Origin of the sequence: Paenibacillus sp. AD87 (assembly GCF_001659845.1) — a bacterium.
GTDB lineage: Bacteria > Bacillota > Bacilli > Paenibacillales > Paenibacillaceae > Paenibacillus > Paenibacillus marchantiae.
In genome coordinates this window covers 361,391-387,397 of sequence record NZ_LXQN01000022.1, presented here as the reverse complement: position 1 = coordinate 387,397, position 26,007 = coordinate 361,391, and the positions used below count along the sequence as shown (strand labels likewise).

The 26,007-nt window shown below is 49.0% G+C and carries 21 protein-coding genes; 18 read left to right on the top strand and 3 right to left on the bottom strand.

Annotation, left to right across the window (positions count from 1 at the left end):
• The first annotated feature begins 29 nt into the window (after positions 1-29).
• The gene (locus tag gpAD87_RS29915; protein ID WP_063567999.1) at positions 30-404 is read left to right on the top strand and encodes a RidA family protein; all 375 of its coding nucleotides are present in this window, start codon (positions 30-32) and stop codon (positions 402-404) included.
• A 102-nt stretch (positions 405-506) separates the two neighbouring features.
• On the opposite strand, the gene gpAD87_RS29910 is transcribed toward gpAD87_RS29915, so the two are convergent.
• Positions 507-1,265, bottom strand: coding sequence for a tryptophan-rich sensory protein (locus gpAD87_RS29910; protein ID WP_063567998.1), 759 nt, complete (start codon positions 1,263-1,265; stop codon positions 507-509).
• 233 nt (positions 1,266-1,498) lie between these two features.
• On the opposite strand from gpAD87_RS29910, the gene gpAD87_RS29905 reads away from it, so the two are divergent.
• Positions 1,499-2,446 (top strand): arsenic resistance protein, encoded by a 948-nt coding sequence (locus gpAD87_RS29905; protein WP_064642937.1) that lies wholly within the window; start codon positions 1,499-1,501, stop codon positions 2,444-2,446.
• 165 nt (positions 2,447-2,611) lie between these two features.
• Here the strand turns inward: gpAD87_RS29905 and gpAD87_RS29900 are convergent, their stop codons facing one another.
• On the bottom strand, positions 2,612-4,243 hold the full coding sequence (locus gpAD87_RS29900) for a response regulator (RefSeq protein WP_064642556.1): 1,632 nt from the start codon (positions 4,241-4,243) through the stop codon (positions 2,612-2,614).
• A 5-nt stretch (positions 4,244-4,248) separates the two neighbouring features.
• The gene (locus gpAD87_RS29895) at positions 4,249-6,075 is read right to left on the bottom strand and encodes a cache domain-containing sensor histidine kinase (RefSeq protein ID WP_064642554.1); all 1,827 of its coding nucleotides are present in this window, start codon (positions 6,073-6,075) and stop codon (positions 4,249-4,251) included.
• 143 nt (positions 6,076-6,218) lie between these two features.
• Here gpAD87_RS29895 and gpAD87_RS29890 point away from each other — a divergent pair, with 143 nt between their 5' ends.
• From gpAD87_RS29890 to gpAD87_RS29815, 16 genes are all read left to right on the top strand, one after another.
• On the top strand, positions 6,219-7,100 hold the full coding sequence (locus gpAD87_RS29890; protein WP_063567994.1) for a carbohydrate ABC transporter permease: 882 nt from the start codon (positions 6,219-6,221) through the stop codon (positions 7,098-7,100).
• Positions 7,101-7,937, top strand: coding sequence for a carbohydrate ABC transporter permease (locus tag gpAD87_RS29885; RefSeq protein WP_053779743.1), 837 nt, complete (start codon positions 7,101-7,103; stop codon positions 7,935-7,937).
• Positions 7,938-8,243: 306 nt separating this feature from the next.
• Positions 8,244-9,542 (top strand): ABC transporter substrate-binding protein, encoded by a 1,299-nt coding sequence (locus gpAD87_RS29880; RefSeq protein ID WP_063567993.1) that lies wholly within the window; start codon positions 8,244-8,246, stop codon positions 9,540-9,542.
• A 407-nt stretch (positions 9,543-9,949) separates the two neighbouring features.
• Positions 9,950-10,570, top strand: coding sequence for a TetR/AcrR family transcriptional regulator (locus gpAD87_RS29875; RefSeq protein ID WP_064642552.1), 621 nt, complete (start codon positions 9,950-9,952; stop codon positions 10,568-10,570).
• 77 nt (positions 10,571-10,647) lie between these two features.
• The gene (locus gpAD87_RS29870; RefSeq protein WP_082935404.1) at positions 10,648-12,654 is read left to right on the top strand and encodes an alpha/beta fold hydrolase; all 2,007 of its coding nucleotides are present in this window, start codon (positions 10,648-10,650) and stop codon (positions 12,652-12,654) included.
• A 240-nt stretch (positions 12,655-12,894) separates the two neighbouring features.
• Positions 12,895-13,845: a DUF1177 domain-containing protein gene (locus gpAD87_RS29865; RefSeq protein ID WP_064642550.1), complete on the top strand. Its 951-nt coding sequence runs from the start codon at positions 12,895-12,897 to the stop codon at positions 13,843-13,845.
• Between the two features lie 96 nt (positions 13,846-13,941).
• On the top strand, positions 13,942-14,613 hold the full coding sequence (locus gpAD87_RS29860) for an AroM family protein (RefSeq protein ID WP_064642548.1): 672 nt from the start codon (positions 13,942-13,944) through the stop codon (positions 14,611-14,613).
• A 19-nt stretch (positions 14,614-14,632) separates the two neighbouring features.
• Positions 14,633-15,583: an aminopeptidase gene (locus tag gpAD87_RS29855; protein ID WP_064642546.1), complete on the top strand. Its 951-nt coding sequence runs from the start codon at positions 14,633-14,635 to the stop codon at positions 15,581-15,583.
• A 228-nt stretch (positions 15,584-15,811) separates the two neighbouring features.
• The gene (locus gpAD87_RS29850) at positions 15,812-16,444 is read left to right on the top strand and encodes an aspartate/glutamate racemase family protein (protein ID WP_063567988.1); all 633 of its coding nucleotides are present in this window, start codon (positions 15,812-15,814) and stop codon (positions 16,442-16,444) included.
• Positions 16,445-16,839: 395 nt separating this feature from the next.
• On the top strand, positions 16,840-18,372 hold the full coding sequence (locus gpAD87_RS29845; protein WP_082935403.1) for a PucR family transcriptional regulator: 1,533 nt from the start codon (positions 16,840-16,842) through the stop codon (positions 18,370-18,372).
• A gap of 312 nt (positions 18,373-18,684) precedes the next feature.
• On the top strand, positions 18,685-19,695 hold the full coding sequence (locus tag gpAD87_RS29840; RefSeq protein WP_170867904.1) for an ABC transporter permease: 1,011 nt from the start codon (positions 18,685-18,687) through the stop codon (positions 19,693-19,695).
• A 51-nt stretch (positions 19,696-19,746) separates the two neighbouring features.
• Positions 19,747-20,622 (top strand): ABC transporter permease, encoded by an 876-nt coding sequence (locus gpAD87_RS29835; RefSeq protein WP_064642935.1) that lies wholly within the window; start codon positions 19,747-19,749, stop codon positions 20,620-20,622.
• 262 nt (positions 20,623-20,884) lie between these two features.
• Positions 20,885-22,468, top strand: a complete 1,584-nt coding sequence (locus gpAD87_RS29830; RefSeq protein WP_064642543.1) for an ABC transporter substrate-binding protein — start codon at positions 20,885-20,887, stop codon at positions 22,466-22,468.
• Positions 22,469-22,563: 95 nt separating this feature from the next.
• On the top strand, positions 22,564-23,901 hold the full coding sequence (locus gpAD87_RS29825; protein WP_064642541.1) for a M20 family metallopeptidase: 1,338 nt from the start codon (positions 22,564-22,566) through the stop codon (positions 23,899-23,901).
• 60 nt (positions 23,902-23,961) lie between these two features.
• Positions 23,962-24,939 (top strand): ABC transporter ATP-binding protein, encoded by a 978-nt coding sequence (locus tag gpAD87_RS29820; protein WP_064642538.1) that lies wholly within the window; start codon positions 23,962-23,964, stop codon positions 24,937-24,939.
• The gene (locus tag gpAD87_RS29815; protein ID WP_064642536.1) at positions 24,936-25,898 is read left to right on the top strand and encodes an ABC transporter ATP-binding protein; all 963 of its coding nucleotides are present in this window, start codon (positions 24,936-24,938) and stop codon (positions 25,896-25,898) included. Before gpAD87_RS29820 ends, gpAD87_RS29815 begins: the two co-directional genes overlap by 4 nt.
• Positions 25,899-26,007 lie beyond the last annotated feature (109 nt).

The window sequence follows — 26,007 nt, the reverse complement described above, 5'->3', positions numbered from 1 at the left end:
GGACAGCGAACATGAAGGAGAACTCATCCATGAAAAAACCAATCTCTACCGATCAGGCGCCAGGTGCCATTGGTCCATACAGCCAGGCTGTTGAAGCAGGCGGTTTCATCTATACTTCCGGTCAGCTTGGCCTGAACCCGCAAACAGGAGAATTCGGAGCCGATGTACAGGAGCAGACTCGTTTGTCCCTGAGCAACGTGAAGGCCATTCTTGAAGCAGCAGGCACAAGTATGGACAAAGTTGTGAAAACGACTGTTTTCCTGAAAGACATGAATGATTTTGTTCCGGTAAACGAAGTGTACAGCACGTTCTTCGAACAGCCTTATCCGGCACGCAGCGCAGTTGAAGTTGCTCGTCTGCCGAAGGATGCTCTTGTGGAGATCGAGGTCATTGCCCTCAAATAGGGGAGACTGATATTTGCCAAGCAAGGAAAGTTACATAAAAAGCCGATTTCTGGTCAGATGACCGAAATCGGCTCTTTTTGAATTTATATGAACGGATCCGGATTAATCCCGATCCTGGTTACGGGCGAAGAATAGCCATACCGCATAAATGGCTAGTACGATCGCAATGATAATTGCCGTATAATATACGGAGGTAACGTCTTTTTGTTTGAGTGCGATGGCAATGTATGCCCAAGTAAAGACAAGTGGGTATACGCTATCCCGGTAAGGGAAGCTCACCAGTACAGCCAGCACAAGGCCTACAATTAACATGATGATGGTCCAGGTAGGTTCACTGAGTCCGAAGCCATCCCAGCCGATTTTATATAATAATACAGCCGCATTGATAATGGTTGCCACGCTAACCCATCCAAGATATATGCTGAACGGCAGCTTCACGAGCCAGATTTCGGCAGTTGTGGGGAGGGTGATTGCACGCGTTTTTACATATAGCATGATCAGGGACAACAGAAGCAGAACGATGACGACTAAGGCGAGACCGATTTTGAGATTTTGAAAAGCAAAGATCCACGCTACATTAAAGGCACAGCTTGCTAGAAACCAGTAACCGAGGCGGGTAATGGAGTCTCTTTTCCAAGAAGAGGGAACGAACTGATAGATGACAAAGCCAGCGAGCAGCAGATAGATCAGCCCCCATATAGAGAATGCATAGCCCGAAGGGGTGAGCAATACAGGGTACATATCCGATACTTCCTTGTTGGTTCTACCTCCGATAGGCAGCGCGTTGGAAAGATAATTTACTACGATAACAGCGATGAATCCAATCGCGTTTAACCACTTGTACGGATTGTTACGTGACATTGTGTTTCCTCCTTGGTTTTACAAAAATGAATGAACCGCGGGTCAGTCTACAATGAATATACCCAGTTCTTTCGCATTCTAATAAGAAGCCGCAAAAAATTCACAGGATCGTTGTCTGCTATCCTGCGGTTTTTGCCGCTCTCTTATTCGCTGTGCTACGTCTCAATGTACGCTGGTTGAAGCAGAAATATGTTCACTTTGAAGGAGGAAGAAGGTTGTTTACGAGAGAAACGATGGAGAAGCAACAAACGTGGTTTTATGTCGTTGCCCTGTTCGTGGGAGCAGCGATTGGGCTGGGCACCCCTGAATGGGGGTCAGCGCTGCATTATACGGTTTCACCTGTGCTTGCCATTTTGCTATATAGCATGTTTGCACAGATTCCTTTTTTACAGCTTAAAGAATCCTTATCCAACCTGCGATTTATTGGAGCTTTGCTGGTGGCTAATTTTATCGTAGTGCCTGTGGTCGTGTGGTTGTTAACCCTGGCGTTTCCGCAACCTCCTGCTGTGCTCATTGGCGTTTATCTGGTACTGTTAACGCCCTGCATTGATTACGTCATTGTTTTTACACAGTTGGGTCGGGGCAATGAGAAATTGATGCTTACTGCAACGCCAATCCTGTTTGTTATACAAATGGTCTTATTACCAGTATATTTGTGGCTGTTCATAGGGAAGGAAGCGGCACAGGTCATGCAGGTGGGGCCTTTCGTGGAGGCTTTTCTGTTCCTGATCGTTATTCCGTTGCTGTTGGCTATTCTTACGCAAGTTGTGACCAAAGGCAAATCCGGAGGAGAACGGGTGATGAACGCAACCGCTTGGCTGCCTGTACCCATGATGGCTCTGGCCTTGATTGTGGTTGTCGCATCGCAGATCGGGAAGGTCTACAATGATTTTGCTGTAATTGTGGATGTTCTGCCCATTTATATTATTTTTCTAGTTGTTATGCCCTTCATATCACGAATCGTAGTGGCTCTATTTCGATTGAATACAGGCGCAGGCAGGGCCGTTATTTTCAGTGCAGGGACCCGAAATTCACTTGTCGTTCTGCCATTGGCACTTGCATTGCCGCAAGAGTGGGCCACAATTGCTGCCGCAGTGATAGTAACCCAGACGATCGTCGAGCTGGCGGGAGAGTTAATCTATATTCGTATTGTTCCTGCTGTCATACTGCGGGATCGCTGATTCCTTTAGAAAAGAAGATCAGGGTGTATCCATTAAGATGCATCCATATATGTAAAAAGGAAAGGGGCAATTCCCTGAGTCATGAACATGACGGGATGCCCCTTTTATCGTTTAACGAATCGAGAACGTTCTAGTAGACGAATTTCCACAGATCCGGCGGCTCAATTAAGCATTTCCGCCAGATAACGTTTTACGGTATTCCCCCGGTGTGATGCCCTCCATTTTTTTGAACACTTTACTGAAATACTTCTCGTCCTGATAGCCGACCATCTCCGAGATTTTTGCAATTCGTAGTGAAGGGTTCTGTAACAGCAGCTTGGCGTTATTGATTCGCAGTTTGCCCAAATACTCCGACCAATTCAATCCGAACTGCTGTTTGAATTTGCGAGATATATATTCGCGACTCAGGTAGAACCGTGCAGCAATTTGCTGCAGAGACAGGTCCTCCTGATAATGAGCATCCATATAACGTGCAATCTCACTCATTGGGTCCGGTGTTGCATGATGATGTGCAGTGAGGGCCTTTCCAGCTGCGAGCAACCGCTGTTCCAGCAGGGAGCGGAGCAAGGGCAGCGATAACAGTCCGTCACGGTCCAAAGGCAACTCGGCGAATGGAATGGATTGTTCATCTATCGCTTCATCTTCATCCTTCGGTGGGGCACCTGCAGCATCGTCGAGCCAACGGCCAATCATCCATTCCATTTCATCCATCCATTGCTGTATCTGCTCCGCTGTTATGACATCGAGCCGGGTGATGGGATCAATCCATTCTGCAACGGCATTGGACACGCTGGAAGCGCGCCCGCTCATCGACGCGAGACGTAAGGACTCCTCAAAGGTAGATAATCGCAGGCCCTTGTTTCCGTTGGAGGACTCCATCGCATCGTGAATGCACTGCTTCGTTTGCAAGGCATTGCGTCGCCACAACCGCAAACTAGCTTCCTGATAGGCTCCCGAGGTCCCCGTAGGATAAAACTCACAGCTGGATATACCAAAATGAAGACGGCGTTGAATGGTCTGATCCAGACCATCGTTCACTTTTTCGAGAATGGTTTGAAGTGTTGAGCACTGACCCCAGTACAGGAGAACGACTTCATCCGGCTGATCAAGTTGGCGGAACACGACACCTTCGGCAGGTGGGGATAACATCTCCGCACAGATATTCAGCACGGAGAATACGAGCAAATCAGGCTGACTGCGATATTTTGCCAAGCATTGAGCATCGAGATGGGAAAGGCTGGTGACTGCCACACTGCAACTGTCGACCTGCTTGGGCAGGTTTAATTCATCCCGCAGCCGCTGGAATTGGGTGTTATTGCTACCGCGTCCAACGACAAGCTCTGTGAGCAGTCTGTCATGATAATGCGGACGCATCTGATTGACCACCATGGATTGTCTTGTGGACTGCACACGAACAGCATCGTCTTCTTTCCAGGCGTCGACTGCTCTAAATAAGGAAGAATTCAGTTCGTCTGCTTCGACTGGTTTGAGCAGGTAGTCCGTACCTCCATAGCGAATTGCATGCCTGACCAGTTCAAAATCATCATATCCGCTGATGACCAGTACCTTGCTGTGCGGGGCATGAACAGATATCCATTCGAGCAGAGCCATACCATCCTTGCCAGGCATTCGCATATCGCTGAGTACAATTTGCGGTTGATGAGCCGTAATGGCAGCGACCGCTTCGTGACCATCTGCCGCTTCATATAAGGTATCAATTCCTGCGGCTTCCCATTGACCAAGCAGCTTAATCGCATCGCGGACGTGTTTTTCATCATCGACAATCAAGGCTTTCATGTTGTTCACTCTCCCGCGTATATTTTGACTATGATCTCTACGCCATTCGGTTCCAGATTGCCGATCGTAAGCGTGGCATTGTATCCCGGAGGTGAGTTTAGTTGGAGTCTGCGCATCACGTTACGCAATCCAATCGACTCGGTCTCGTCCGGTTCCTGAAAGGAATCGGAAGATATGGATGCCGGACGCAACCAGCGCTGAATCTCGGACAACTTGTCTTCCGGAATGCACGGTCCGTTATTTTCCAGCCGAATCTGAATCCAATCGTCAGGCGTTCGCTGACTGGATATGCGTATCCTGCCTTTGCCAGGCTGAACATCCGCTCCATGCTTGAAGTAATTCTCAATTAAAGGCTGTAAGGTCATCCTCGGCATTTCGGCCCGCAGGGTATCTTCCGCAAAATCCAATTCAACCTCCAGGCGGTCACCAAACCGCTCTTTTTGTAGTTCCAGATAGAGCCGTGCATGCTCGGCTTCTTCGTTCAAAGTGACCCGGGTCTGGTCACGCATGCTGTAGCGCAGCATTTTGGATAGGGAAGATAGCAGCACATACACCCGTTGTCCTTGCTGTTGAAGCGCAAGTGTACCGATGGATTGCAACGTATTATACAGAAAATGGGGATGAATCTGGGCTTGCAGCGCTTTAAGCTGATTCGTTTTATTCGCAATTTCAAGGCGATATTCCCGCAAAATCAAGTTGTTCACCGTATCCATCATATCCCGGAAATGACGGGCCAGCACACCGATCTCGTCCCGACTCGTTAAACGGATATCCACATGCAGGCGTCCTGCCTGAATCTGGTTCATATAACGCATTAATTGCTTGAGCGGTCCGGTGATCCGGATCGAGATGAACAAGGTTGCCACAATGACCAATAACAGCGCAGCAATAGCGATCATGGCATTATTCCACGTTAGAGTGGTGGCACTCGCGTACAGCGTTTCATTCGGAATCTGTTTTACAATGGTCCAGTCTGCAAATTGGCTTCCTAATTGCTGATACACATACATTGAATGATCTTGTTCAAAATGCCCTGAAGCGGTCTGTACTGTCCCTTCACCGGAACGTGCTGAATTCAGCTCAGTCGCTGCTTCCTGTCTTAATGCATCCGTTCCGCTGACTTCCGACTTTCCTTCGAAAATGATCTGGTTCTTATTGTCGATGACATAGATCTGTTCCTTTGTCGGATCATACAGTCTGCTGCAGATTTCGGCAATGGTATCCATGTTCAAATCGATGGCGAGCACACCCAATCGTTCTGTCGAAGGTACATCCTTGATCACACGGTGAAGGGTAATCACTGTTCTTGGAGGATCATCCGCTGACGCTGCCTTGAAGCCGTAAGAATGACTAAGGTGAGCCGATTCGACCCAGATATCCGGGCTTTTCTCGTTAGATTTTCCATGAAGCGAGTCGGAGTAGGCCTGTTTGCGTTCTTCCCGCTTCGGGAAAGGATTCGCAATTAATGTCGATTGATTGGCAGCAAAAGAGTGCAGATACAGCTGGAATACATCGGGCACAGCCGAACGTATCGTCTGCAAGGTGGTGTATACCTCGGCAACTGCGCGATAGTCGCCGGGGATTTTCGCCAGATTTCGCAGGAAATTCGGATCGTTGTACACAGCAAGCGAAGCTCTTGCCACGTTATCCACGTAATTGTTGAGATTGGTGGACGCCTGAAAGATTAGGCGTTTGTTCTCTGCGACGGCCTGCTCACGCAGGGCGGTCTTAGTCTGGATAAACGTCATGCTGATGGATGCCAGCAGCGGGATCGTCGTGGCAATGAGCATAAAAGCGATTAGCTTGGTGCGAATGCTGTAGTATTTTGACATCGTGACACCCCTTCTGGTTGCAGGTTAAGAGAGGACAATATTTTACACCCAACTGTTCACCAGGGTCGGTGTTTCCCTGTGCGAGAATGGGGTTTAATAGAACAAGAGACCAATTTCATCCATCTATAGAAGGGGAGAACGATATGAAGCATCGCAAATCTTCACAGCTGTTACAGCAGCTTGTGTTCGTGGGTCCCTCCATCGTCTTTTTTATTCTCATTATCGTGGTCCCTTTCCTGCTTGGCATGGTATATTCCTTTACCGACTGGAACGGGGTGTCGGCGAACATTCATTGGGTAGGATTCGACAATTTCAAGCAAATTTTTGCGAATGATCCCAAGTTTCTATCTGCGTTTTGGTTTACGGTGCGCTTCACCGTGGTTGGTGTAATTTTGACCAATGTTATCGGTTTTTTCCTGGCGTATTTCCTGACCAAACCGCTCAAGACGAGAAACTTTCTGCGCACGATCTTTTTTATGCCTAACGTGATCGGTGGATTGTTGCTCGGCTTTATCTGGCAGTTCATATTTGTGAAAGGGTTTTCAGCAGTAGGCGACGTAACAGGTTGGTCCTTCTTCAACCTCCCTTGGTTGGGAGACGAGCCAACGGCCTTCTGGGGTATCGTCATTGTATTTGTTTGGCAGACCGCAGGGTATCTGATGGTCATCTACATCTCGTCCTTGACCAACGTATCACCTGATCTGCTGGAAGCTGCCGAAATTGATGGTGCCAGCCGCTGGCAGGTACTGCGCAGCATTATTTTCCCGCTCATTATGCCGGGAGTCACAATCTGTCTGTTCCTTGCAATCTCCTGGTCATTCAAAATGTTTGATCTCAATCTGTCGCTGACTAAAGGCGGACCGTTTGGATCAACAGAATCGGTAGCACTGAATATTTACAATGAGGCTTTTGTGAATAATCGGTATGGCATCGGGACAGCCAAAGCACTTGTGTTCTTCGTAATCGTTGCCATTATCACCATGATTCAGGTGCGTGTGACGAAGAGCAAGGAGGTGGAGGCATAGATGGAAACGTCAAAAAATTACCGCTTCAGTACCATTGTAACCGAGATTGTTATGGTGCTCATTGGATTATTGTTCCTGGTCCCGTTTTACTTTCTGTTTGTCAATTCGGTCAAAACATTCGGTGACCTGCTTACCAATTCGGCCGCATGGCCGGAGGTGTTCCAATGGGGCAACTATGCGAACGCCTGGGAGAAAATCAAGTTCCCATCAGCGCTGATGAACTCACTCATCGTCACTGTAGTCAGCAATCTGCTGCTCGTGTTGATCAGCTCCATGGCCGCCTACCGAATGGTACGCAGCGATACACGCTTCAACCGGATTTTGTTCGGCATGTTCATTGCCGCCATGGTGATTCCGTTTCAGTCTATCATGATTCCACTCGTTACCGTAACCAGTAATCTTGGACTGATCGACAGCCTCTTCGGACTCATCATCTGTTATCTCGGTTTTGGTGCACCGATGTCCATCTTCCTGTTCCACGGATTCGTCAAATCGGTTCCGCTCGAAATTGAAGAGGCAGCTCGGGTGGATGGAAGCTCTGCCTACGGCGTGTTCTTCCGGATTGTATTCCCGCTTATGAAGCCGATGTATGTTACCGTCATTATCCTGAATACACTCTGGATCTGGAATGACTATCTGCTGCCATCCCTGATCCTGCAAAGCTCCAATTTGCGTACAATTCCGATTGCGACCTTTGCGCTCTTCGGACAATATACGAAGCAATGGGATCTTGCCCTGCCTGCACTGGTGCTTGGCATCATGCCAATTATCATCTTCTTCCTGCTGATGCAGAAATACATCATTCAGGGGATCACCGCCGGATCTGTTAAAGGGTAAGTGCGAGGGCGGGCCGCTCCGGGATCATGTGCGCTTTCGGCCGCTGTTGCTCCTCGGTGGCCTGAATGAATTGAGGCAAAGAAGCCACCGAGTATCAAAGGCGAGCGCTCCGCTCCTCCAACGCATCATGATCCCTCCGCTCCGACCTCGCACGGAGGTGTGCAAGGGAGTCATGCCCGCTAAGCATGGGCCTGACTCCTGAGGGGAAATTCGGGAACGGTTGTAAATCAATCGCCCCCTGCATCCTGGTGGCTAAAAAATGCAACGAAGCTGTTATACTGAAACTACTATAGGGAGAGTGTATGTATGAAAAGAATGACCAAGTTGACGTTGCTTATGCTGATTGCTTTTTCTGTAATGCTTGCGGGTTGTGGCAACGGAGATAAGAGTGGAAGTCCTGTCAAAACAGACGGCCAAGGTGGCGGAGAGGCTGCTGCAGGAGACAAAACCATTAAAATCTTTCAATTCAAAGTCGAAATTGCGGAAGCGCTTAACCGTCTCAAAGCGGAGTATGAGTCCTCTCATCCAGGCATCAAGTTGGACATTCAGACCGTGGGTGGCGGCAGTGACTACGGCGCTGCATTGAAAGCCAAGTTCGCTGCTGGCGAACAACCGGACATCTTCAACGTTGGTGGTTATCGTGAACTGGACACATGGCTCGAATACCTGGAAGATCTGTCTGGTGAAGCATGGGTAAAAGATGTGCTTGATGTTGCCAAAGAGCCAATGACCAAAGACGGCAAATTGTATGGACAGCCGCTGGCATTGGAAGGCTATGGCTTCATTTATAACAAAGATCTCTTCCAAAAAGCAGGCATCACTGAAATTCCAACGACACTGGAACAATTGGATCAGGCTGCACAGAAACTTCAAGCCGCAGGCATTACCCCGTTCTCCAATGGATATCAGGAATGGTGGGTACTCGGCAATCATAACGTAAACGTGGCATTTGCGAATCAGGCAGATCCGGTGAAATTTATTCAAGGTCTTAACGAAGGTACGGAGAAAATCCCTGGCAATCAGGTGTTCACGGACTGGATGAACTTGCTCGACTTGACGCTGAAATACAGCAACAAAAACCCGCTGACAACCGACTACAACACACAGGTAACCCTGTTTGCCACTGGAGAAGCAGCGATGATGCAGCAAGGGAACTGGACACAGGTACAAATTGATGGCATCGATCCTAATCTGAATCTCGGCATTCTGCCGATGCCAATTACGAATGAACCGAACGACAAATTGTTTGTTGGCGTACCGAACTACTGGGTTGTGAACAAGAATTCGCAAGTGAAACCGGAAGCGAAAGAGTTTCTGGAATGGCTCGTGACATCTGACATCGGGAAACAGTATATGACCAAAGAATTCAAGTTTATCCCGGCGTTCAGTTCCATTCAGGCATCTGAAGAGGATCTGGGTGACCTCGCAACCGATATCATGAAGTACAGCCAGGAAAACAAAACATTAAGCTGGAACTTCAACCGTTTCCCTGAAGGCGTTCCACAAGAATTCGGTAGCACGATTCAGGCTTATGTGGCAGGCAAATCGGACAAAAAAGCCCTGCTTGACGCATTGCAGCAAAACTGGGATAGTCTGAAAAAATAACCAACTCGGATTAGCCATCCGTATAAGTAAATAATGCTGTTCCAAACTTGAATGGTTATCCACATACTAGTATCCACAGGCTACTGGAGCCATTCGCAAATGATATGAATGAGTAGTCAACTTAAATAGGTCAACCAGAATTACATTCTGGTTGGCCTATTTTTTAGTTTTGGGACTCCGCTATCGCAGATCGGATGAATACCATGCGAACCTGCTCTTGAAATGTGGATAACCCCATCATATGTAGTGGCCCAATAACCTATTTAACACAGAGTTAATACTATATGTGGATATCCTGTGAGTACAATGCTCTAAATGTGGACAAGTCCGAGAAAATTGGGGCAAAGATCATCTTTTGTTAACCACATAACTTGTGTTTGATTAATTAGTACTGTATAGTTCTATTTATGAAAAATCAAAAATCGATCTCAGGTTCTGTGAAATCCAAAAGTTCAAATCCGGTTAATCGGACCAAGGCAGTCGAAGTGGCTGCTCAGTTATTTTTGCGTCAGGGATACAGCTATGTCAGTATGGATGAGGTCGTGCGGGCAAGCGGGGTATCCAAATCGAATATCTATTACCATTTCAAAAACAAGGAGGAATTGCTCCAGGCCGTGGTGCAGTACTGGATTGCCCAGTATGAATCGGAGCTCTACCTGCTGCTCAGTCAGCGTGAACGAGAGGTTACAGAACGGATCTATTCGTTCATGGCGTTACTGTCCGCAGGCATGGAAGGGCGCGATTATAAAGGAAGTTGTCCGTTTATTACATTGTATATGCAGACACCAGCCAGCGCACCCGAAGTGAAAGAAAGTATAGCCCGCTTCTTCCGTGAGCTGCAGCCGATGATGGAAAAGCTGTTGCAGCAAGGGGTGGATCGTGGCGAATTTCGTAAAGGGATTGAGCCTGGACCCGCGGCTGCATTATTTATCGCTGCATTCGAGGGTTCACTTGTACTCGCGGAGACTGCGCGTGATATAGGGATTATTGAACAATCAGCACGTACATTTTGTCAGATGCTTCGGTAAACGAAGCTCTTTTTTTAAATATTACTAGTACTATATAGTACTAAAATAAATAGGGATAAAAGGGAGAGAGATTAGAAATGAGTATACATAATTCATCATTATCAGATGCAGAACGTAAGACTGACCTCAATCCAGCTATGAACAACATGGCGACTGAATCAACGACTATTTTGATGACGGGCAGTACCGGATTTATAGGCAAGGAGGCAGTGAAACAACTTGGAGACAGTGAAGCGCAGTTATTACTGCTTGTACGCTCTGAATCCAAAGCGAGGATGGTTCTGAATGCATATGGAGTAACGGATTTCAGCCGAATAACGTATATTCAGGGGGATTTGTCAGCTCCAGGCCTCGGTCTGACCAAAGCTGATCGTGAGCGTGCTCATCAGGCCAATATCATAATTCATGCAGGTGGGACGATGGATGTCACATTGCCACCGAAGGTGGCAGAACAGATTTTTATGAATGGAGCAAGAGGCATGGCCGAACTGGCCGAAGAAATCCAGCGTACACACGGATTGAGGCACTTTATCCACGTGGTTGGTTTTATGAGTCCCTATGGAAGGAAGGATTCTCCGCCCATATCTTCAACGAATGAAGATGTTGGGGATAAGTCGAGCGGGCAGAAGTCATTGATTAGCAAAGCCTTCCATTCGGAAAGTGCTTATGAACATATGAAATTCGAAGCCGATCGTTATATTCGACAGCATGCAGAACAACATTCGTATGTCTTATCTGTTGTAAACCCGAGTACAATCGTGGGTCCATATCCTACAGGGGCAACCGAACAAACGGGCGGAATTGGCATGATGATACAGGCGATGAGAAGGCGTAGAATGCCGGTGATTCCCGGTGGTCTACAACATTGGCTACCCCTCGTATCCAATGACGTGGTTGCACAGACCCTTGTTTTTCTGACTCAGGACAGCAATCCATCCGGCGGTACATATCCCTTGTTGTCCAGAAAAGCGGACAGTCCGGATATGAAGGACTTGATTAGGTTGCTAGCGGCAGAGTTGGATGTATCTGCACCTCGATGGTCAGTGCCCCTGCCCATGATTCATGCAGCGATGAAGGCGGGTGGCACAAAGATCAGCGGAATACCGCCCGAATCAATCGCATTTATTACCAAACAGGAGTTTGAAGTGCAGCAAACGGAGCGGTTGTTTCAGCGGATGGGGCAAAAGTTATCTGAAGTTAGCGAGTTATTACCTTACGTGACAGCCGATTTGGATTATCGTTTCAGCTATCCTGCACAGGAGGATCTGCCTCAGAGCTGGACTCGGACACGTAAGGGCAGTCTTGCGGTGCTGGTCCATGAGGGTCAAGGGGAGCCATGGGTGATTGTTCATGGTTTGATGAGCAGTGCTGACGATATGATCCCGCTGGGAGATGCGTTATGGAGTATGACGGGAAACCCGATATGGCTTGTCGATCTTGCCGGATTTGGGCGTTCTCCGGTTCATCGGAACAAGGTAAGAGGGACGGCCTTCAAAGGGCAGGTGGAAGCGGTGCGAAGTGTGCTGGATGAGATACAAGGTCCGGTCAAACTGATAGGACATTCCATTGGGGCAGCGATAGTCGCTGGGGTCATGCAGGGGAGTGGACGTGAAGATATCCAGCTTGCCATGCTGCAACCTGTATGGGGGGCTCCGAAGGCCGGAATGCAGCGACTGATATCAAGGTTTCCGAGAAGAATGGTGCAAGGACTGTTATCTCGGATGACTCCACAGCAAGTGGCTGGACAGTTAAAAAGAGCAGAAGCTTCGGAGATCGATCCAACCCTGCTGGAAGGCAATGCGAGGAGAGCCTCTTCTGGTTTGAAGTCTCCCCGCATTGCAGGAGCGAATGCTGATTTGCTCCACTGGATACAGTCTCATTCAAACGATAAAGTGTCACAGACAAGTGCAGATGCGCAGCGCACACTCATGGTGTGGGGGACGAACGATAAGGGATACTCGCGCCCCGAAAATATCCATTCATCCGTTCAACGTGTGGAACTTCCCTATGGGCATCAATTCCCACTGTTTCATGCAGGAGAAACAGCTTCGCTGCTTGTGGAATGGCAAATGAAGAGAAGGTAAGTGAAAAAACAAAGTATGCGTTCCAAGAAATATACAATATTCAGTGTACTCGATAATAAAATGTTATATTATATTACACATACAGTTAGATAAACGGAATGAAAACGTTATTTTCACTGCCATTTATACTTGTCGCACAATAAAACGATGCTCATTTTGGCAAGGCAGTACATTGTGACCCTCTTCTGAACTGCGATAGACTTGATTTCAAGATCAACAGCTAAGAGGAGGATGTGTACGATGCCACTTCAAAAAACGTTATTGGCACTGGACGCGCTGGACAGCGCTTATGTAAATGGTGAAAGTGTAAAGCAACTATTTGTTCAATATCCACAAGTTTCCGTTGAAGTGCTGACCGTACAAGGGGAAAAGGGAAGTACGGATTTTGTTAAAATCATCATCCCTGGTACAAACGGCAAGTTGTCAGGAGGGCAGGCCCCGACCATGGGGATTGTCGGACGACTGGGTGGAATCGGCGCCCGTCCAACACGCATTGGACTCGTTTCGGATGCCGATGGCGCCGTGGCTGCTGTCGCAGCAGGACTGAAACTCGCCGATATGCAGACCAAGGGTGATTCGCTCAAAGGTGATGTCATTGTGACTACGCATATCTGTCCGGATGCTCCGACTCTTCCGCATGAACCGGTTGATTTTATGGACTCTCCGGTGGACATTTTACAGATGAACGAACATGAGGTTCTGCCTGAGATGGAAGCTATTTTGTCCATTGATACAACCAAAGGAAACCGGGTGATTAACCATAAAGGCATCGCCATTTCGCCAACGGTGAAAGAGGGATATATTTTACGGGTGAGCGATGATTTGCTCCGAATTATGGAGATGACCACAGGGCAGCTGCCTGTGACCTTCCCGATTACAACGCAGGATATTACGCCATACGGCAATGACTTATACCATATCAATTCCATTTTACAGCCAGCTGTGGCAACACATGCACCTGTTGTAGGCGTAGCCGTAACCGCTCAATCCGCAGTTCCGGGATGCGGCACAGGAGCGAGTCATGAGGTTGATATTGCAAGCGCAGTTCGTTTGGTCGTGGAGACAGCCAAGGAATTCACGAATGGCACCTGTTCTTTCTACAATGTAGAGGAATATAACCTGATTACTCGTCTGTATGGATCAATGAAAATACTTCAGACCCCAGGGATCCAGGCAGCTCCGTCTGCATAGTTTAGTCGAGAACGTCACGTTTGAAGCGGCAGGTGGAAACGCTGCTGTGAACATACGTGGCTTCCACAGCCGATCTGATATGTAGGAGGCGATAACATGACCAAGCAGCTAGGCATGATTACGATTGGACAAGCTCCACGAACCGATGTTGCGCCTGTCTTAGAAAAGTACCTGGAGGGGCGGGCGGAACTCCTTCAGGTCGGGGTGCTGGACGGACTGTCGGCAACTCAGATCGCTGCGCTGGCCCCGGAATCGGGTGAATATGTGTTGACTTCCCGTCTGCAGGATGGCAGTGCAGCTATCGTATCCCGTGAAAAAATCAGACCGATGCTGAATCAAAAGATTCGTGAATTCGAAGCCATGGGTGTCTCCAATATTCTGCTGCTGTGCACAGGTTCCTTTCCGGGTCTGCGTTCAGCTAAAGTGCACCTTATTGAGCCTGATCGTATTATTCCTCCAGCCGTACAGGCCATGGCCGATGGCCGCCGTCTGGGGCTTATTGGACCTTTGGCAGAGCAAGCGGGACAGCTTGATTTGAAGTTTTCCTCCCTGGTCCAGCCTGCGTTTGCAGCTGCTTCTCCCTATACATCCGGTGAGGATGAGTTTCGGCAGGCGACGGAATCATTAAAGGGGCGTGTTGAACTCATTTTACTGGATTGCATGGGGTATGATGAGCGCCACCGTCAATGGGTTGCCAATGCCAGCGCAGGAATCCCGGTCATTTTGTCGAATGCTCTAATGGGTAAACTAGTAGCGGAAATGGTCTGACACAGGAGGAGACGAACAAATGAACCAGCAACGAATTGACGTCAGTAAAAATGTTTTGGTGGAATGCCTTGGACTTCGCAGTGGTGAGACACTGGCTGTCGTAGCGGATGATGCCAAGAGAGAACTGGCCGAATCCATATATGAGGCAGGCAAGGCATTGGGAGCAGATGCGGTGCTTATGGTGATGAAGGAACGGAGCAAATCCGGTGAAGAGCCGCCTGCGCCGATTGCCGAAGCGATGAAGCGTGCAGATGTCGCGGTATGCGTAACCCGTTATTCACTAACCCATACGCAGGCGCGTAAACAGGCGGCAGCTGCGGGAACTAGGGTAGCTACGATGCCGGGCATGACGGATGATATGTTCATGAACGGTGCCATTACCGCAGAATATCCCAAAGTGAAGGCTTTGACAGATAAGGTCACTGCCATGCTGAGTGCAGGGAGAAGTGTCCGTATCGAGAAAGATGGACACCAGCTGTCGTTCTCCATTCAGGGACGTAACGGCGTGCCAAGCACAGGTATGTACCTCAATCCAGGGGAGTCCGGCAATTTGCCCTCCGGTGAAGCTTACATCGCCCCCGTTGAAGGTATTGGAGAAGGTGAAATCCCGGTGGATGGCTCAATTGCAGGAATAGGTGCGATCGGTGAACCTGTTCTATTGACGGTTAGAGAGGGCCGCCTTGTTACGGCAACTGGCGCTGAAGGAGACAAGCTGTTATCCATGCTGGGCGAAGGTGATGGTCGAATTCTTGGCGAGTTCGGCATTGGCACCAATGACAAGGCTCGAATTACAGGTGTTGTCCTGGAGGACGAGAAAGTCTACGGTACAATTCATGTTGCTTTTGGTAGTAACAATACCTTTGGTGGCACAGTCGCAGCAGGTGTTCACATTGATGCCGTTGTGCAGAAGCCGGATGTGTACATTGATGATGTGTTGATTATGCGTCAGGGAGAACTGCTCGATCAATAATAGAGCAGAAGATTCAAGGAATAACCTTGTGGATCAAAAAAAGTGAATGAGAGCGTATGCACAATATATCCACAGTGGGGACCAATGCGTAAATTACGCGGTAGATTTAGCGACAAATACACAACATATTCACAATATATAAAGAGATATCCACATAATTGGGGGTAACTATCAACAGTTTGTGGGTAACATATACACAAGATATCCACAGCCTGGGGAGGAATGCCGATGTTGGGTCTTATCAGAGTGATTACACTTCATCATGAAGAAGATATCCACAGACACGGGGCATTGATTGAAGGACGTTATGGCATTCAGGTTCGGAGTCGCTGCATTCCCGATCAACCGCTGGGGGTATATGATCAGTCCACAGAGCTTGAATCGATTCCCAAAATTGTGGATCTGGCACGAAAACTGGAACAGGAAGGCTGTACCTCTATCGGTATCAGTTGTGCAGCCGATCCGGCTCTTGCAGACATGCGTGCCGCTGTTCACATCCCCGTCTATGGTGCTGGCTCATGTGCTGCACATCTTGCGCTCACATCAGCGGCGCGTGTTGGTGTATTGACCATCCTGGAGGAAGTGCCCTTGCTGATCCGAGGAATACTAGGTGATGCTTATATCGGGATGGAGCGTCCTGAAGGTGTGGTAACCACGCTGGATCTCAACACGTCTCAGGGGCGAATCGCGGCTATGGAAGCGGCCAGAAGACTCAAGGCGAAGGGCGCCGAGTCCATCGTTCTTGCGTGTACTGGTTTTGCAACGATGGGTTTCGCCGTGGAAGTGGAAAAAGAACTGCATATCCGGGCGCTTGACCCGATCTATTCATTGGGAGCAGCCGTGTCTGCGTTGAATATCTGATCTATGGAATGCCGAGTGTGGGTATTGGATGATTTTATATTTGGGTTAATTTGATTTTGACGCCGATGCAGTGTGGATAACTGCATCGGCGTTATTTGTGTTGGATAAGGTTATCGGGGCTCTTGGAATAGCATGGCGCAGGTGTGCTAGGATCATGGGCATAATTTTTTCTGTTTTTTGATGTGAAGCGATAAAGTAATGAATTTATTTTCCATGCCATCAACTTCTACTAACAACGTATTATTATTGCTGTAATTTATAGAATCAATATATATCATACGTATATCACAGAAATTCCCGTTTTTTTTGATTAGATAGTCTGGTAAACTATCCAAAAAAATTAGATACAGTATGCAAAAATGATTTGCAAATCTGGCTCAGGGTGGTCGATAGGCTTGAAAACGACAGGTATAACACTAAAAGAACTGTTGAATATTCCTATACTCAGCAAGGCCAAAGTCATTAGTGGGCACCAAGGATTGGATCGGGTTGTACGGTTCGTGGATATTATGGAGGTGCCGGATCTGCAAGGATGGTTGCGAGAAGGCATGCTTATGCTGACGACAGCCTATTCGATTCGTGATAATCCCGGCTTGCTCGGAGAACTAATCTATACGCTTAATGAAGCAGGGGCGGCTGCTTTGGCCATCAAGCCTGCGCGTTTTCTCAAAGAAATCCCGAAAGAAGCCGTTGCAGCCAGTAATGACTGTGGTCTGCCCATCATTGAAATTCCTCCGGAGATACCCTACATGGATATTACGCAACCTGTTATGGAATTGGTACTGGATCGACAGGCCGCACTTCTCCGCAGGTCAGAGGAAGTATATCGGACACTGATGACAATGGTACTTGAAAACAGCGGAATTCAGGCGGTGGGGGACAATGTCGCCGAGCTGCTTCAGGCACCTGTGGGTGTTATCGACAATGCTGGTCAGATGATTGTGTCTTCACCGCCGGATTATGACTGGAAAGAAGCGGTGGACCCACTCGTATGGGAGATAAATCTGGATCGGCGGAAGGTTGCCCGACTGCTGGTGGACAAGGACTCCCTGGATGAAATGGAACAAGTCGGCATTGAGCAAGCCAGATTAGTATTATCCCTGGAATTGATGAGAAACAAGGTGGCGGAAGATACCGAATTACGTCTTCGAGGCAATTTCATTGACGAACTGCTGACACCGCCTCTGCTGTTGCCACATGAAGCCGAATCAAGAGGCCGCAAGCTTGGCATGAATCCGGAGCATTTATGGGAAGTAGCTGTGATGGAAGGGGAGACTGCTCCGGATGAAGACCTATTGACCGAATTGCTTGGTCAGGAGGCTAGAAAACGGAGGGTAGCGCCTCATATTGAGTTTCGGACCAACAGGGCAGTGCTCTTCTTGCCAACACCGGAGTCCCGGGATACGGCATGGAAGGATGACGTTCAATCCTGGTCTGATACGATTGGGCTATGGCTCGAAGATCCGGCTAACAAGCTTGGACAATTCAGGACAGGCGTAGGGACCCAGGTTCCACTTTGGAATATGCATCAAAGCTATGGCGAGGCCAGAAATGCTCTGCTCGTATCCTCCCGTTTGTCGGGTGGGCGTACAACCCGGTTTGAGGATGTAGAGGTATATCATTTGCTGAGCGAAACGGCGAATGAACCAGGTTTTGCGGCATTGTTTGAGCGGAAACTGGGGAAATTGCGTGCTTATGATGATGAACACAGTGGGGATTTGCTGCGGACGTTTTTTTATTATCTGGAGAGCCGGGGCAGCTTGATCGAGACAGCAAATCGCCTCTATATTCACCGGAATTCCGTGAAATACCGACTGGAGCGAATACGGGATATTACGGGCTTCGACCTGAATCATCCGCGTGAACAATTTGTCTGTCATCTGTGTCTTGTGTACTACTACATGAAGCAGGATAAACAAGAGGTGTAGGTCCTGCCAATCGGATACTCTCTTCTACAGCAAAATCAACAATGGATGATATGGTAGATATAGGTCGAAAAATAGCGAACTATGTCTTAAGGTGTAATTTAACATGACATAAATAGGAGACATTAGTGCACAATCGACAAACGGTTGTGCTTTTTTTTAGCTAAAAGGGACGTAGTTCGACGCTCGGATTCTAGGTAAAATAAGCACAATTACAAAGAAGAGACGGATAATCAGACAAGTTTTCAAGACTGGGCCGTCCACAGAGAATCGTAAAACAGCAAGTGAGACATCAGAGTTAAAGGGGTTGATCGATTGTTTGCTTACACGCTCCGAAGGCTGCTGCAGATGATTCCGGCGCTGATCGGCATTGTGGTGATTACCTTCATCCTGTCCCGTGTTCTTCCGGGAGATCCCGCCATTGTCATGGCTGGCGAACAGGCCACGGATGATGTCATTGCCAAAATCCGAATGGACATGGGATTGGACAAGCCATTATTTGTACAGTTTTTTAGTTACGTGGGACAGTTGCTTCAAGGGAATCTGGGATTCGCCTACCATACCGGTCATACGGTACTGAGTGATTTCGCTACCCGCTTTCCGGCAACCATTGAGCTGACATTAGCCAGTGTGATTATAGCCATCTGTGTTGCGATTCCGGTAGGCATTATCGCTGCAACCCGAAAAGAGTCCTTTATCGACCACATCTCCAGGGTGTTCTCACTGATTGGAGCATGTGTACCGATTTTCTGGCTGGGACTGCTGTTTATTTACATCTTCTATTCCATCCTCGGCTGGGCTCCAGCTCCAATGGGACGCATCAGCGGAGACCTCAACCCACCGACGCATATCACCGGATTGTACGTGGTAGACAGTCTTATGACCGGAGATATGGTTGCACTCAAAAGCAGTCTTGCTCATTTGCTGCTTCCGGCCATCTGCCTGAGCACAGGGACAATGGCGATTGTGGCGCGTATGACCAGGTCCAGCATGCTAGAAGTCATCGGACAGGATTATGTACGTACCGCACGAGCCAAGGGCTTGAGCGAAACCGCGGTCGTTGGCAAACACTCACTGATCAATGCCTTGATTCCCACGTTGACCGTTCTTGGCCTGCAGTTTGGAGGATTACTCGGTGGTGCGGTTATCACGGAAACTATCTTTTCCTGGCCCGGTGTCGGCGGTTATGTCACAGATTCGATTCTGGCTGCCGACTATGCACCAATTCAGGCATTCACACTGGTAAGTGCCATTCTGTTCAGCTTTATAAATCTGGCGGTGGATCTGGTCTATGGATTGATTGATCCACGAATCCGTTATGAATAGGGTCGCCGCGAAAGGAGGAGTACCGCTGTGAGTACTGCCGCACCGACTTCCATGGGAACCAAACCTACACCAGCGGTTGTTCCCAAACCCAAAACCTTTCTTAGATTGTTGCTCCGCAATCGGCTCGCTGCTATTGGTCTAGCCTTTATCGTTATGTGGACTGTCATAGCAGCTATTGCCCCTTGGATTGCCCCTTATGATCCGTACGTGACGAATACTGCTGTGAAGCTGGAATCCCCATCAGGTGGTCACTGGTTCGGTACCGATAACTATGGTCGTGACATTCTGAGTCGTGTTCTGTATGGAGCTAGAATCAGCATCTGGACAGGCTTGATTGCCGTCAGCATCTCGTTTGTCATCGGGGTTCCGCTGGGCGGAATTGCTGCTTACTACGGCGGACGTACTGGCAATATCATCATGCGGGTGATGGATGTATTGCTTGCATTTCCCTCGCTGGTACTCTCCATGGCAATTGCGGCTTCCATCGGCAACGGACTGACGAGTGCCATGATTGCTGTAGGGATTGTGGGTATTCCCGAATTTGCCAGATTGATGTATGGGCAGACCGTATCCCTGCGCGAAAAGGAGTACGTTGAGGCCAGCAGAGCCATTGGTGTTAGAGACAGAGTGATTCTGTTTCGCCATATTTTGCCGAATGCTTTGGCACCGCTGTTGGTACAAGCCACGCTTGGTATGGGCTTTGCCATCCTGACGGCATCCAGTTTGAGCTTTCTCGGTCTTGGCGTCAAACCGCCTACAGCCGAATGGGGGGCCATGATCTCTGAAGGTCGGGAGTATATCATTTCTGGACAATGGTGGCTCGTGACATTCCCTGGACTGGCTATAGCCACATCCATTCTTGGCTTTAACCTGCTCGGAGATGGTTTCCGTGATGTACTGGACCCAAGGTTGCGTTCGGGAAAATAGGGGTTAGTGTCATCGGTCCCTATAGAACCGATTCATAGATAGCTGGATGGTGGAACCAACTTGCGGGGACTGCCTGAAATAAAGGCAGGCAAGGTTCCATCACCGGCAGTAGGCAGATTGAATGCTGCTGCGGTTGGTATCAGGGATATGAGTAAGTTACTTTCCGAGATATTGGCCCACACTTTCGCTTTGTCTGATAAAAGCTGCAACGTTTTACAGCATTACATCATAAGACTGGTTCAAAAAGGGGAGGAAACTAAAAATGAAAAAGCTCAAATGGTTTTCTGCAATGATTGCTCTTACCGTTGTTCTTGGTGGCTGTGCCAGTAATGCCAACCAGCAACCTGCGGCATCCGGCTCAGGAGAGGAAACAAAACCCGCGCCAACACTGACGGTTGCTTACTCTGAAGGTGGAACCACGATGGACCCGGCGGAGGCGAATGACCTGACCTCGGACACATTGGTACTGGCAACCTATGACCAGTTGGTAACCTATGGTGTCAAAACGGTGGATGGTGCTGATGTAGCCAACACGGAGGATATTCAGCCTATGCTCGCCGAGAGCTGGGAAGTGTCTGATGACAATACAACGTATACGTTCAAAATCAAAAGCGGTCTGAAATTCCAAAGTGGAAATCCGGTCAATGCGGATGCGGTTGTGTACTCTTTTGACCGTGTATCCAAGTCCAGCTCCGGCAGCTTTCTATACGGAATGGCCGACATCAAGAGCGTAACCGCCAAGGACGACTCCACCGTCGAGATCGTACTGAATAAAGCAAACCACATGTTCACCCAGATCATTGCCATGTATACCTTCTCCATTGTGGACCAGAAGTTGGTCGAGGAAAAAGGTGATGATTATTTGAAAACAAATGCTGCCGGATCAGGCCCGTTCACGCTTGAAAAATGGGACCCGGCCAGTGAAGCGGTCTTCCAGGCCAATAACGACTACTGGCAGGGTGCACCGAAGCTCAGCAAAGTCACGCTGAAATTCACGAAGGAAGCCTCCAACCGTGTTCTGCTGTTGAACAAGAGTGACGTGGACATGGCTATCGAGATTCCTCCAAAAGATGTTGCAGCTTTGCAGGAGAACAGTAATTTGACCATCAAGTCGAATGCGAGTAACCGCATTTTGTTCTTCGCGATGAACAACAATGTCAAACCGTTTAATAATGAAAAAGTGCGTCAGGCCATCAACTATGCGATCCCTTATGACCAATTGATCAACGATGTCATGTATGGTCAGGCCAAAGAGATGAAGAGTGCTGTAGCGAGCAACACACCAGGTTTTACGGATGCAGGCTATGTGTACGAGTACAATCTGGACAAAGCCAAGGAATTGTTGAAAGAAGCTGGTTATGCGGAAGGGTTCAGCTTTGACTTTACCCTCGGTTCGGGCTTTGACGATTGGGAATACGACGCGGTTCTGATTCAAGCGGAACTGGCCAAGATCGGTGTCAAAATGAACATTAACAAAGTCGCTCGTGCGCAGTTCCTGGAACAGCAAAAAGACGGGAATTTAGTTTCTTACATTTCCAAATGGACTTCTTTTGTTAACGATCCTGGATACCATCTGGGCTTCCTGCTCTACGGTGAAGGCTCTTCCAACTACATTCATTACAACAATGCGGAAGTTAACAAACTGTGGGAAGAAGCAGGCGCCGAACCGGATCAGGCGAAACGCAACGAGCTATACATGAAGGCACAGGAGATTATTACGACAGAAGCGCCATGGGCGTATCTATATGAATACAACCGGGTTGTCGGCATGAATAACAAGGTCAGCGGATACGTGTATTACCCGGATGAGGTTCTGCGTTTCTACCCACTTAGCAAAGAGCAGTAAACGAACGGACGATTTGGGGGACAGGCAGTCATGCCTGTCTTCTGACGATTCGTACTGATCATAATGCAGCCATTATTGAAAGGAGCCTGAACGGGATGGATTGGAAAAGGAAGGTACTTGATGCAATCGAGGAAGGTCAGGATGAATTACTGGAGCTCTGTTCACAACTGATTCGTTTTCCGACGGAGAACCCTCCAGGGGATTCGCGTGAGATTAGTGCTTTTATTATCGAATATTTGCATCAGGCCGGAATTGACACCAAAGTACATGCGGCAACCGAAACGATGTTTAACCTGATCTCGACGTTGAACGGAGAAGGGGCAGACAAGTCAGACAAACATCTGATTTTCTGTGGTCATACGGATGTTGTGCCAGCCGGGGATCTTTCTCGTTGGGATTTTGATCCGTTCTGCGGTGAAATCAAGGACGGATATATGCTTGGACGCGGGGCATCCGACATGAAAGGTGGGCTTGCCGGCTTAATCTTTGCGACGGTTATTCTGGCAAAGTTGGGTGTGCCTTTGCGCGGAGATCTGTCGCTGATGATTGTTCCGGATGAAGAAACAGGCGGTGACCTGGGGGTACCATGGGTTCTGGAACGTGGTCTTGCAACCGGAACTGCCGCGGTAATTGCAGAGCCATCCAGCCCGCAGCATCCAACCATTGGACAAAAGGGGAGCTGCTGGTTTGAGTTTACGGTGGAAGGAACACCGGGTCATGGCAGTCTTCAACCCATTGTAGGCGATAATGCGATTGTGAAGGCAGCCAAAGGCATTGAAGCATTACAGCGTCTATGGGACATCAAGCCAGACATCCCGGAAGAGGTGAAGGATATTATCCTCATCTCGCAGGAGTATGCGCGTGATCGGGAGAAGGCAGGTCTGGCCTATCAGGTGTTCGACCATGTAACGGTGAATATCGGTTCAATTCAGGGTGGAACCAAGGTGAATGTGGTAGCGGATCGCTGCACAGTTCAGGTGGACTCCCGCGTTCCATTTGGTGTGGATTACCGCGATGTATTGGACCGTGCTCGCTCACTTCTGCTTGAAGCAGGAATAGAATCGGAGCTGAAGCCGTTTGGCTTCCAGGGCAACGCCAACTGGACTCCAGCACATGAGCCAATCGTGAGCCAATTGGTGGAGAGCATCAGTGAAGTGAGCGGCAAAGAGGCGTACGGTGTGCTGCAATGGGCATCCAGCGATGCACGCCACTTCCGTAATCATCAGATTCCGGTATTGCAATATGGTCCGGCAGAGCTGTCCACGATTCATAATTTTAACGAAAAAGCACCCGTATGGCAGATTATCCAGTGCGCCAAAGTGTACGCGCTGAGCGCGCTTAAATATTTGGGCGTGGAAGGTATGGAAGATGAGACGTCATTGAAGAATTCGAATGGTGCGGCTTCCGAAGAAGCCACGACGTCCAAGCGCTAATTCTTTTTAAAAGGAGCAAAGTTAAAGGTTCAGAACGTAATGGCATGGGAGGGGAACAACATGACTGAACTGCTCGAAGTTTCGGATTTGCGGACAGAGTTCATCACGGATGCAGGCGTAATCCGTGCCGTGGACGGGATCAGTCTTTCCATACGGCAGGGTGAAACGCTGGGTATTGTCGGAGAATCGGGATGCGGGAAAAGTATTACATCGTTATCGATCATGCAGCTGCTCCCCAAAAAGATCGGCCGCGTGGCGTCAGGGGAAGTCCGTTTCCAGGGGAAAGACATGCTAAAGCTGTCTGGGCGTGAAATTCGCCGAATTCGGGGTAACCGAATGGCTATGATTTTTCAGGAGCCGATGACCTCACTCAATCCGGTATTCAAAATCGGCAAACAAATCTCGGAAGCGGCACGATACCATCTGAAGCTGGGCAAAAAAGAGGCTTGGGCACGGTCGGTTGATATGCTTCGCAAAGTCGGCATTCCCCGTCCTGACAAAATTGCAGAACAATACCCGCACCAGCTCTCAGGTGGCATGCGCCAGCGGGTGATGATCGCCATGGCGATGGTATGCAGCCCGCAGCTGCTCATCGCGGATGAACCAACAACAGCCCTGGATGTGACCATCCAGGCACAGATTCTGGACTTGATGCGTGACCTCCAGCGTACAGAGAATATGGCAATCATGATGATCACTCATGATCTTGGCGTTGTAGCTGAGATGTGTGATCGCGTCATGGTGATGTATGCCGGGCAAGTGGTGGAAGAGACGGATGTCAAAACCCTTTTTGCCGATCCCAAGCATCCATATACTCGCGGTCTCTTGGCTTCGCTGCCGCAGCTTGCGGGGGATCAGGAACGTCTTCAATCCATTCCAGGTCAGGTACCGAATCCCGCCCAAATGCCGTCCGGCTGTCGCTTTGCTCCTCGTTGTCCGGTGAAGGAAGCACGGTGCGAGACGATACAGCCCGAATTACTGGAGACAGCACCAAGTCATAGCTGTCGCTGTCTGCTGCAACAGGAGGGGATTATATGAGTGCGATATTGGAAGTCAGAAACCTCAAGAAGCATTATCCTATCCGCAAGGGCCTGTTCTCCAAACAGGTCGGTGCCGTCAAAGCAGTCGATGGTGTAACGCTGTCTGTGGAGAGCGGGGAAACACTCGCCGTAGTTGGGGAGTCCGGCTGCGGAAAATCCACCACGGGGCGTGCCATCCTGCGTCTGATTGAGCCTACGGATGGCGAGGTGTTCTTCGAAGGCAAGGATGTACGGAAGCTTCCGCCAGAAGAGTTGCGCCGTTTCCGTACGGATATGCAGATGGTGTTCCAGGACCCGTACGCCTCACTGGATCCTCGATGGACAGTACAGCGCACACTGGAGGAACCGCTGCTCACCCACCATAATTTGAAAAAAAACGAGTTGAAAAGCCGAATCGAAGAGCTAATGGAAGTGGTCGGATTATCCCCCTATCAGGCGCACCGCTTTCCGCACGAGTTCTCGGGTGGGCAACGACAACGGATCGGGATCGCCCGGGCTCTCGCTTTGAATCCCAAATTCATTGTATGTGACGAGCCCGTGTCAGCGCTGGATGTGTCCATTCAGGCACAGGTGCTGAACTTGATGCAGGATCTGCAGGAACAATTCGGGCTGACGTATATGTTCATCTCTCATGACTTGTCCGTCGTTAAGTTCATCAGTGATCGTGTGGCTGTCATGTATCTGGGCAAAGTGGTCGAGCTTGCGCCCACATCCGAACTGTTTACCGAGGCGCTGCATCCATATACCAAAGCATTGATGTCCGCTGTTCCGGTTCCTGATCCGAATGTGCAAAAGGAACGGATCGTCCTGGGCGGTGATGTACCCAATCCGGAAAATCCACCGTCCGGGTGCACGTTCCATACCCGTTGTCCGTATGTGAAGGACGAATGCCGCTCCGTTATTCCGGAGCTGCGGGAGATTTCACCAGGACGTCAGGTGGCATGTCATTTGTATTAGAGTGATTATTTGAGCTGAAAATTACGTTCAGAAAATGCAAACAAACTCCAGTTTACTTGGGTTCTGTTTGCGTTTTTCTTTTTTTATCTTCTCTTCTGCCATTATTTCT

Coding starts and splice junctions, on each gene's coding strand:
- gpAD87_RS29915 (WP_063567999.1), top strand. CDS start 30: ATGAAAAAACCAATCTCTACCGATCAGGCGCCAGGTGCCATTGGTCCA.
- gpAD87_RS29910 (WP_063567998.1), bottom strand. CDS start 1,265: ATGTCACGTAACAATCCGTACAAGTGGTTAAACGCGATTGGATTCATC.
- gpAD87_RS29905 (WP_064642937.1), top strand. CDS start 1,499: ATGGAGAAGCAACAAACGTGGTTTTATGTCGTTGCCCTGTTCGTGGGA.
- gpAD87_RS29900 (WP_064642556.1), bottom strand. CDS start 4,243: ATGAAAGCCTTGATTGTCGATGATGAAAAACACGTCCGCGATGCGATT.
- gpAD87_RS29895 (WP_064642554.1), bottom strand. CDS start 6,075: ATGTCAAAATACTACAGCATTCGCACCAAGCTAATCGCTTTTATGCTC.
- gpAD87_RS29890 (WP_063567994.1), top strand. CDS start 6,219: ATGAAGCATCGCAAATCTTCACAGCTGTTACAGCAGCTTGTGTTCGTG.
- gpAD87_RS29885 (WP_053779743.1), top strand. CDS start 7,101: ATGGAAACGTCAAAAAATTACCGCTTCAGTACCATTGTAACCGAGATT.
- gpAD87_RS29880 (WP_063567993.1), top strand. CDS start 8,244: ATGAAAAGAATGACCAAGTTGACGTTGCTTATGCTGATTGCTTTTTCT.
- gpAD87_RS29875 (WP_064642552.1), top strand. CDS start 9,950: ATGAAAAATCAAAAATCGATCTCAGGTTCTGTGAAATCCAAAAGTTCA.
- gpAD87_RS29870 (WP_082935404.1), top strand. CDS start 10,648: ATGAGTATACATAATTCATCATTATCAGATGCAGAACGTAAGACTGAC.
- gpAD87_RS29865 (WP_064642550.1), top strand. CDS start 12,895: ATGCCACTTCAAAAAACGTTATTGGCACTGGACGCGCTGGACAGCGCT.
- gpAD87_RS29860 (WP_064642548.1), top strand. CDS start 13,942: ATGACCAAGCAGCTAGGCATGATTACGATTGGACAAGCTCCACGAACC.
- gpAD87_RS29855 (WP_064642546.1), top strand. CDS start 14,633: ATGAACCAGCAACGAATTGACGTCAGTAAAAATGTTTTGGTGGAATGC.
- gpAD87_RS29850 (WP_063567988.1), top strand. CDS start 15,812: ATGTTGGGTCTTATCAGAGTGATTACACTTCATCATGAAGAAGATATC.
- gpAD87_RS29835 (WP_064642935.1), top strand. CDS start 19,747: ATGGGAACCAAACCTACACCAGCGGTTGTTCCCAAACCCAAAACCTTT.
- gpAD87_RS29830 (WP_064642543.1), top strand. CDS start 20,885: ATGAAAAAGCTCAAATGGTTTTCTGCAATGATTGCTCTTACCGTTGTT.
- gpAD87_RS29825 (WP_064642541.1), top strand. CDS start 22,564: ATGGATTGGAAAAGGAAGGTACTTGATGCAATCGAGGAAGGTCAGGAT.
- gpAD87_RS29820 (WP_064642538.1), top strand. CDS start 23,962: ATGACTGAACTGCTCGAAGTTTCGGATTTGCGGACAGAGTTCATCACG.
- gpAD87_RS29815 (WP_064642536.1), top strand. CDS start 24,936: ATGAGTGCGATATTGGAAGTCAGAAACCTCAAGAAGCATTATCCTATC.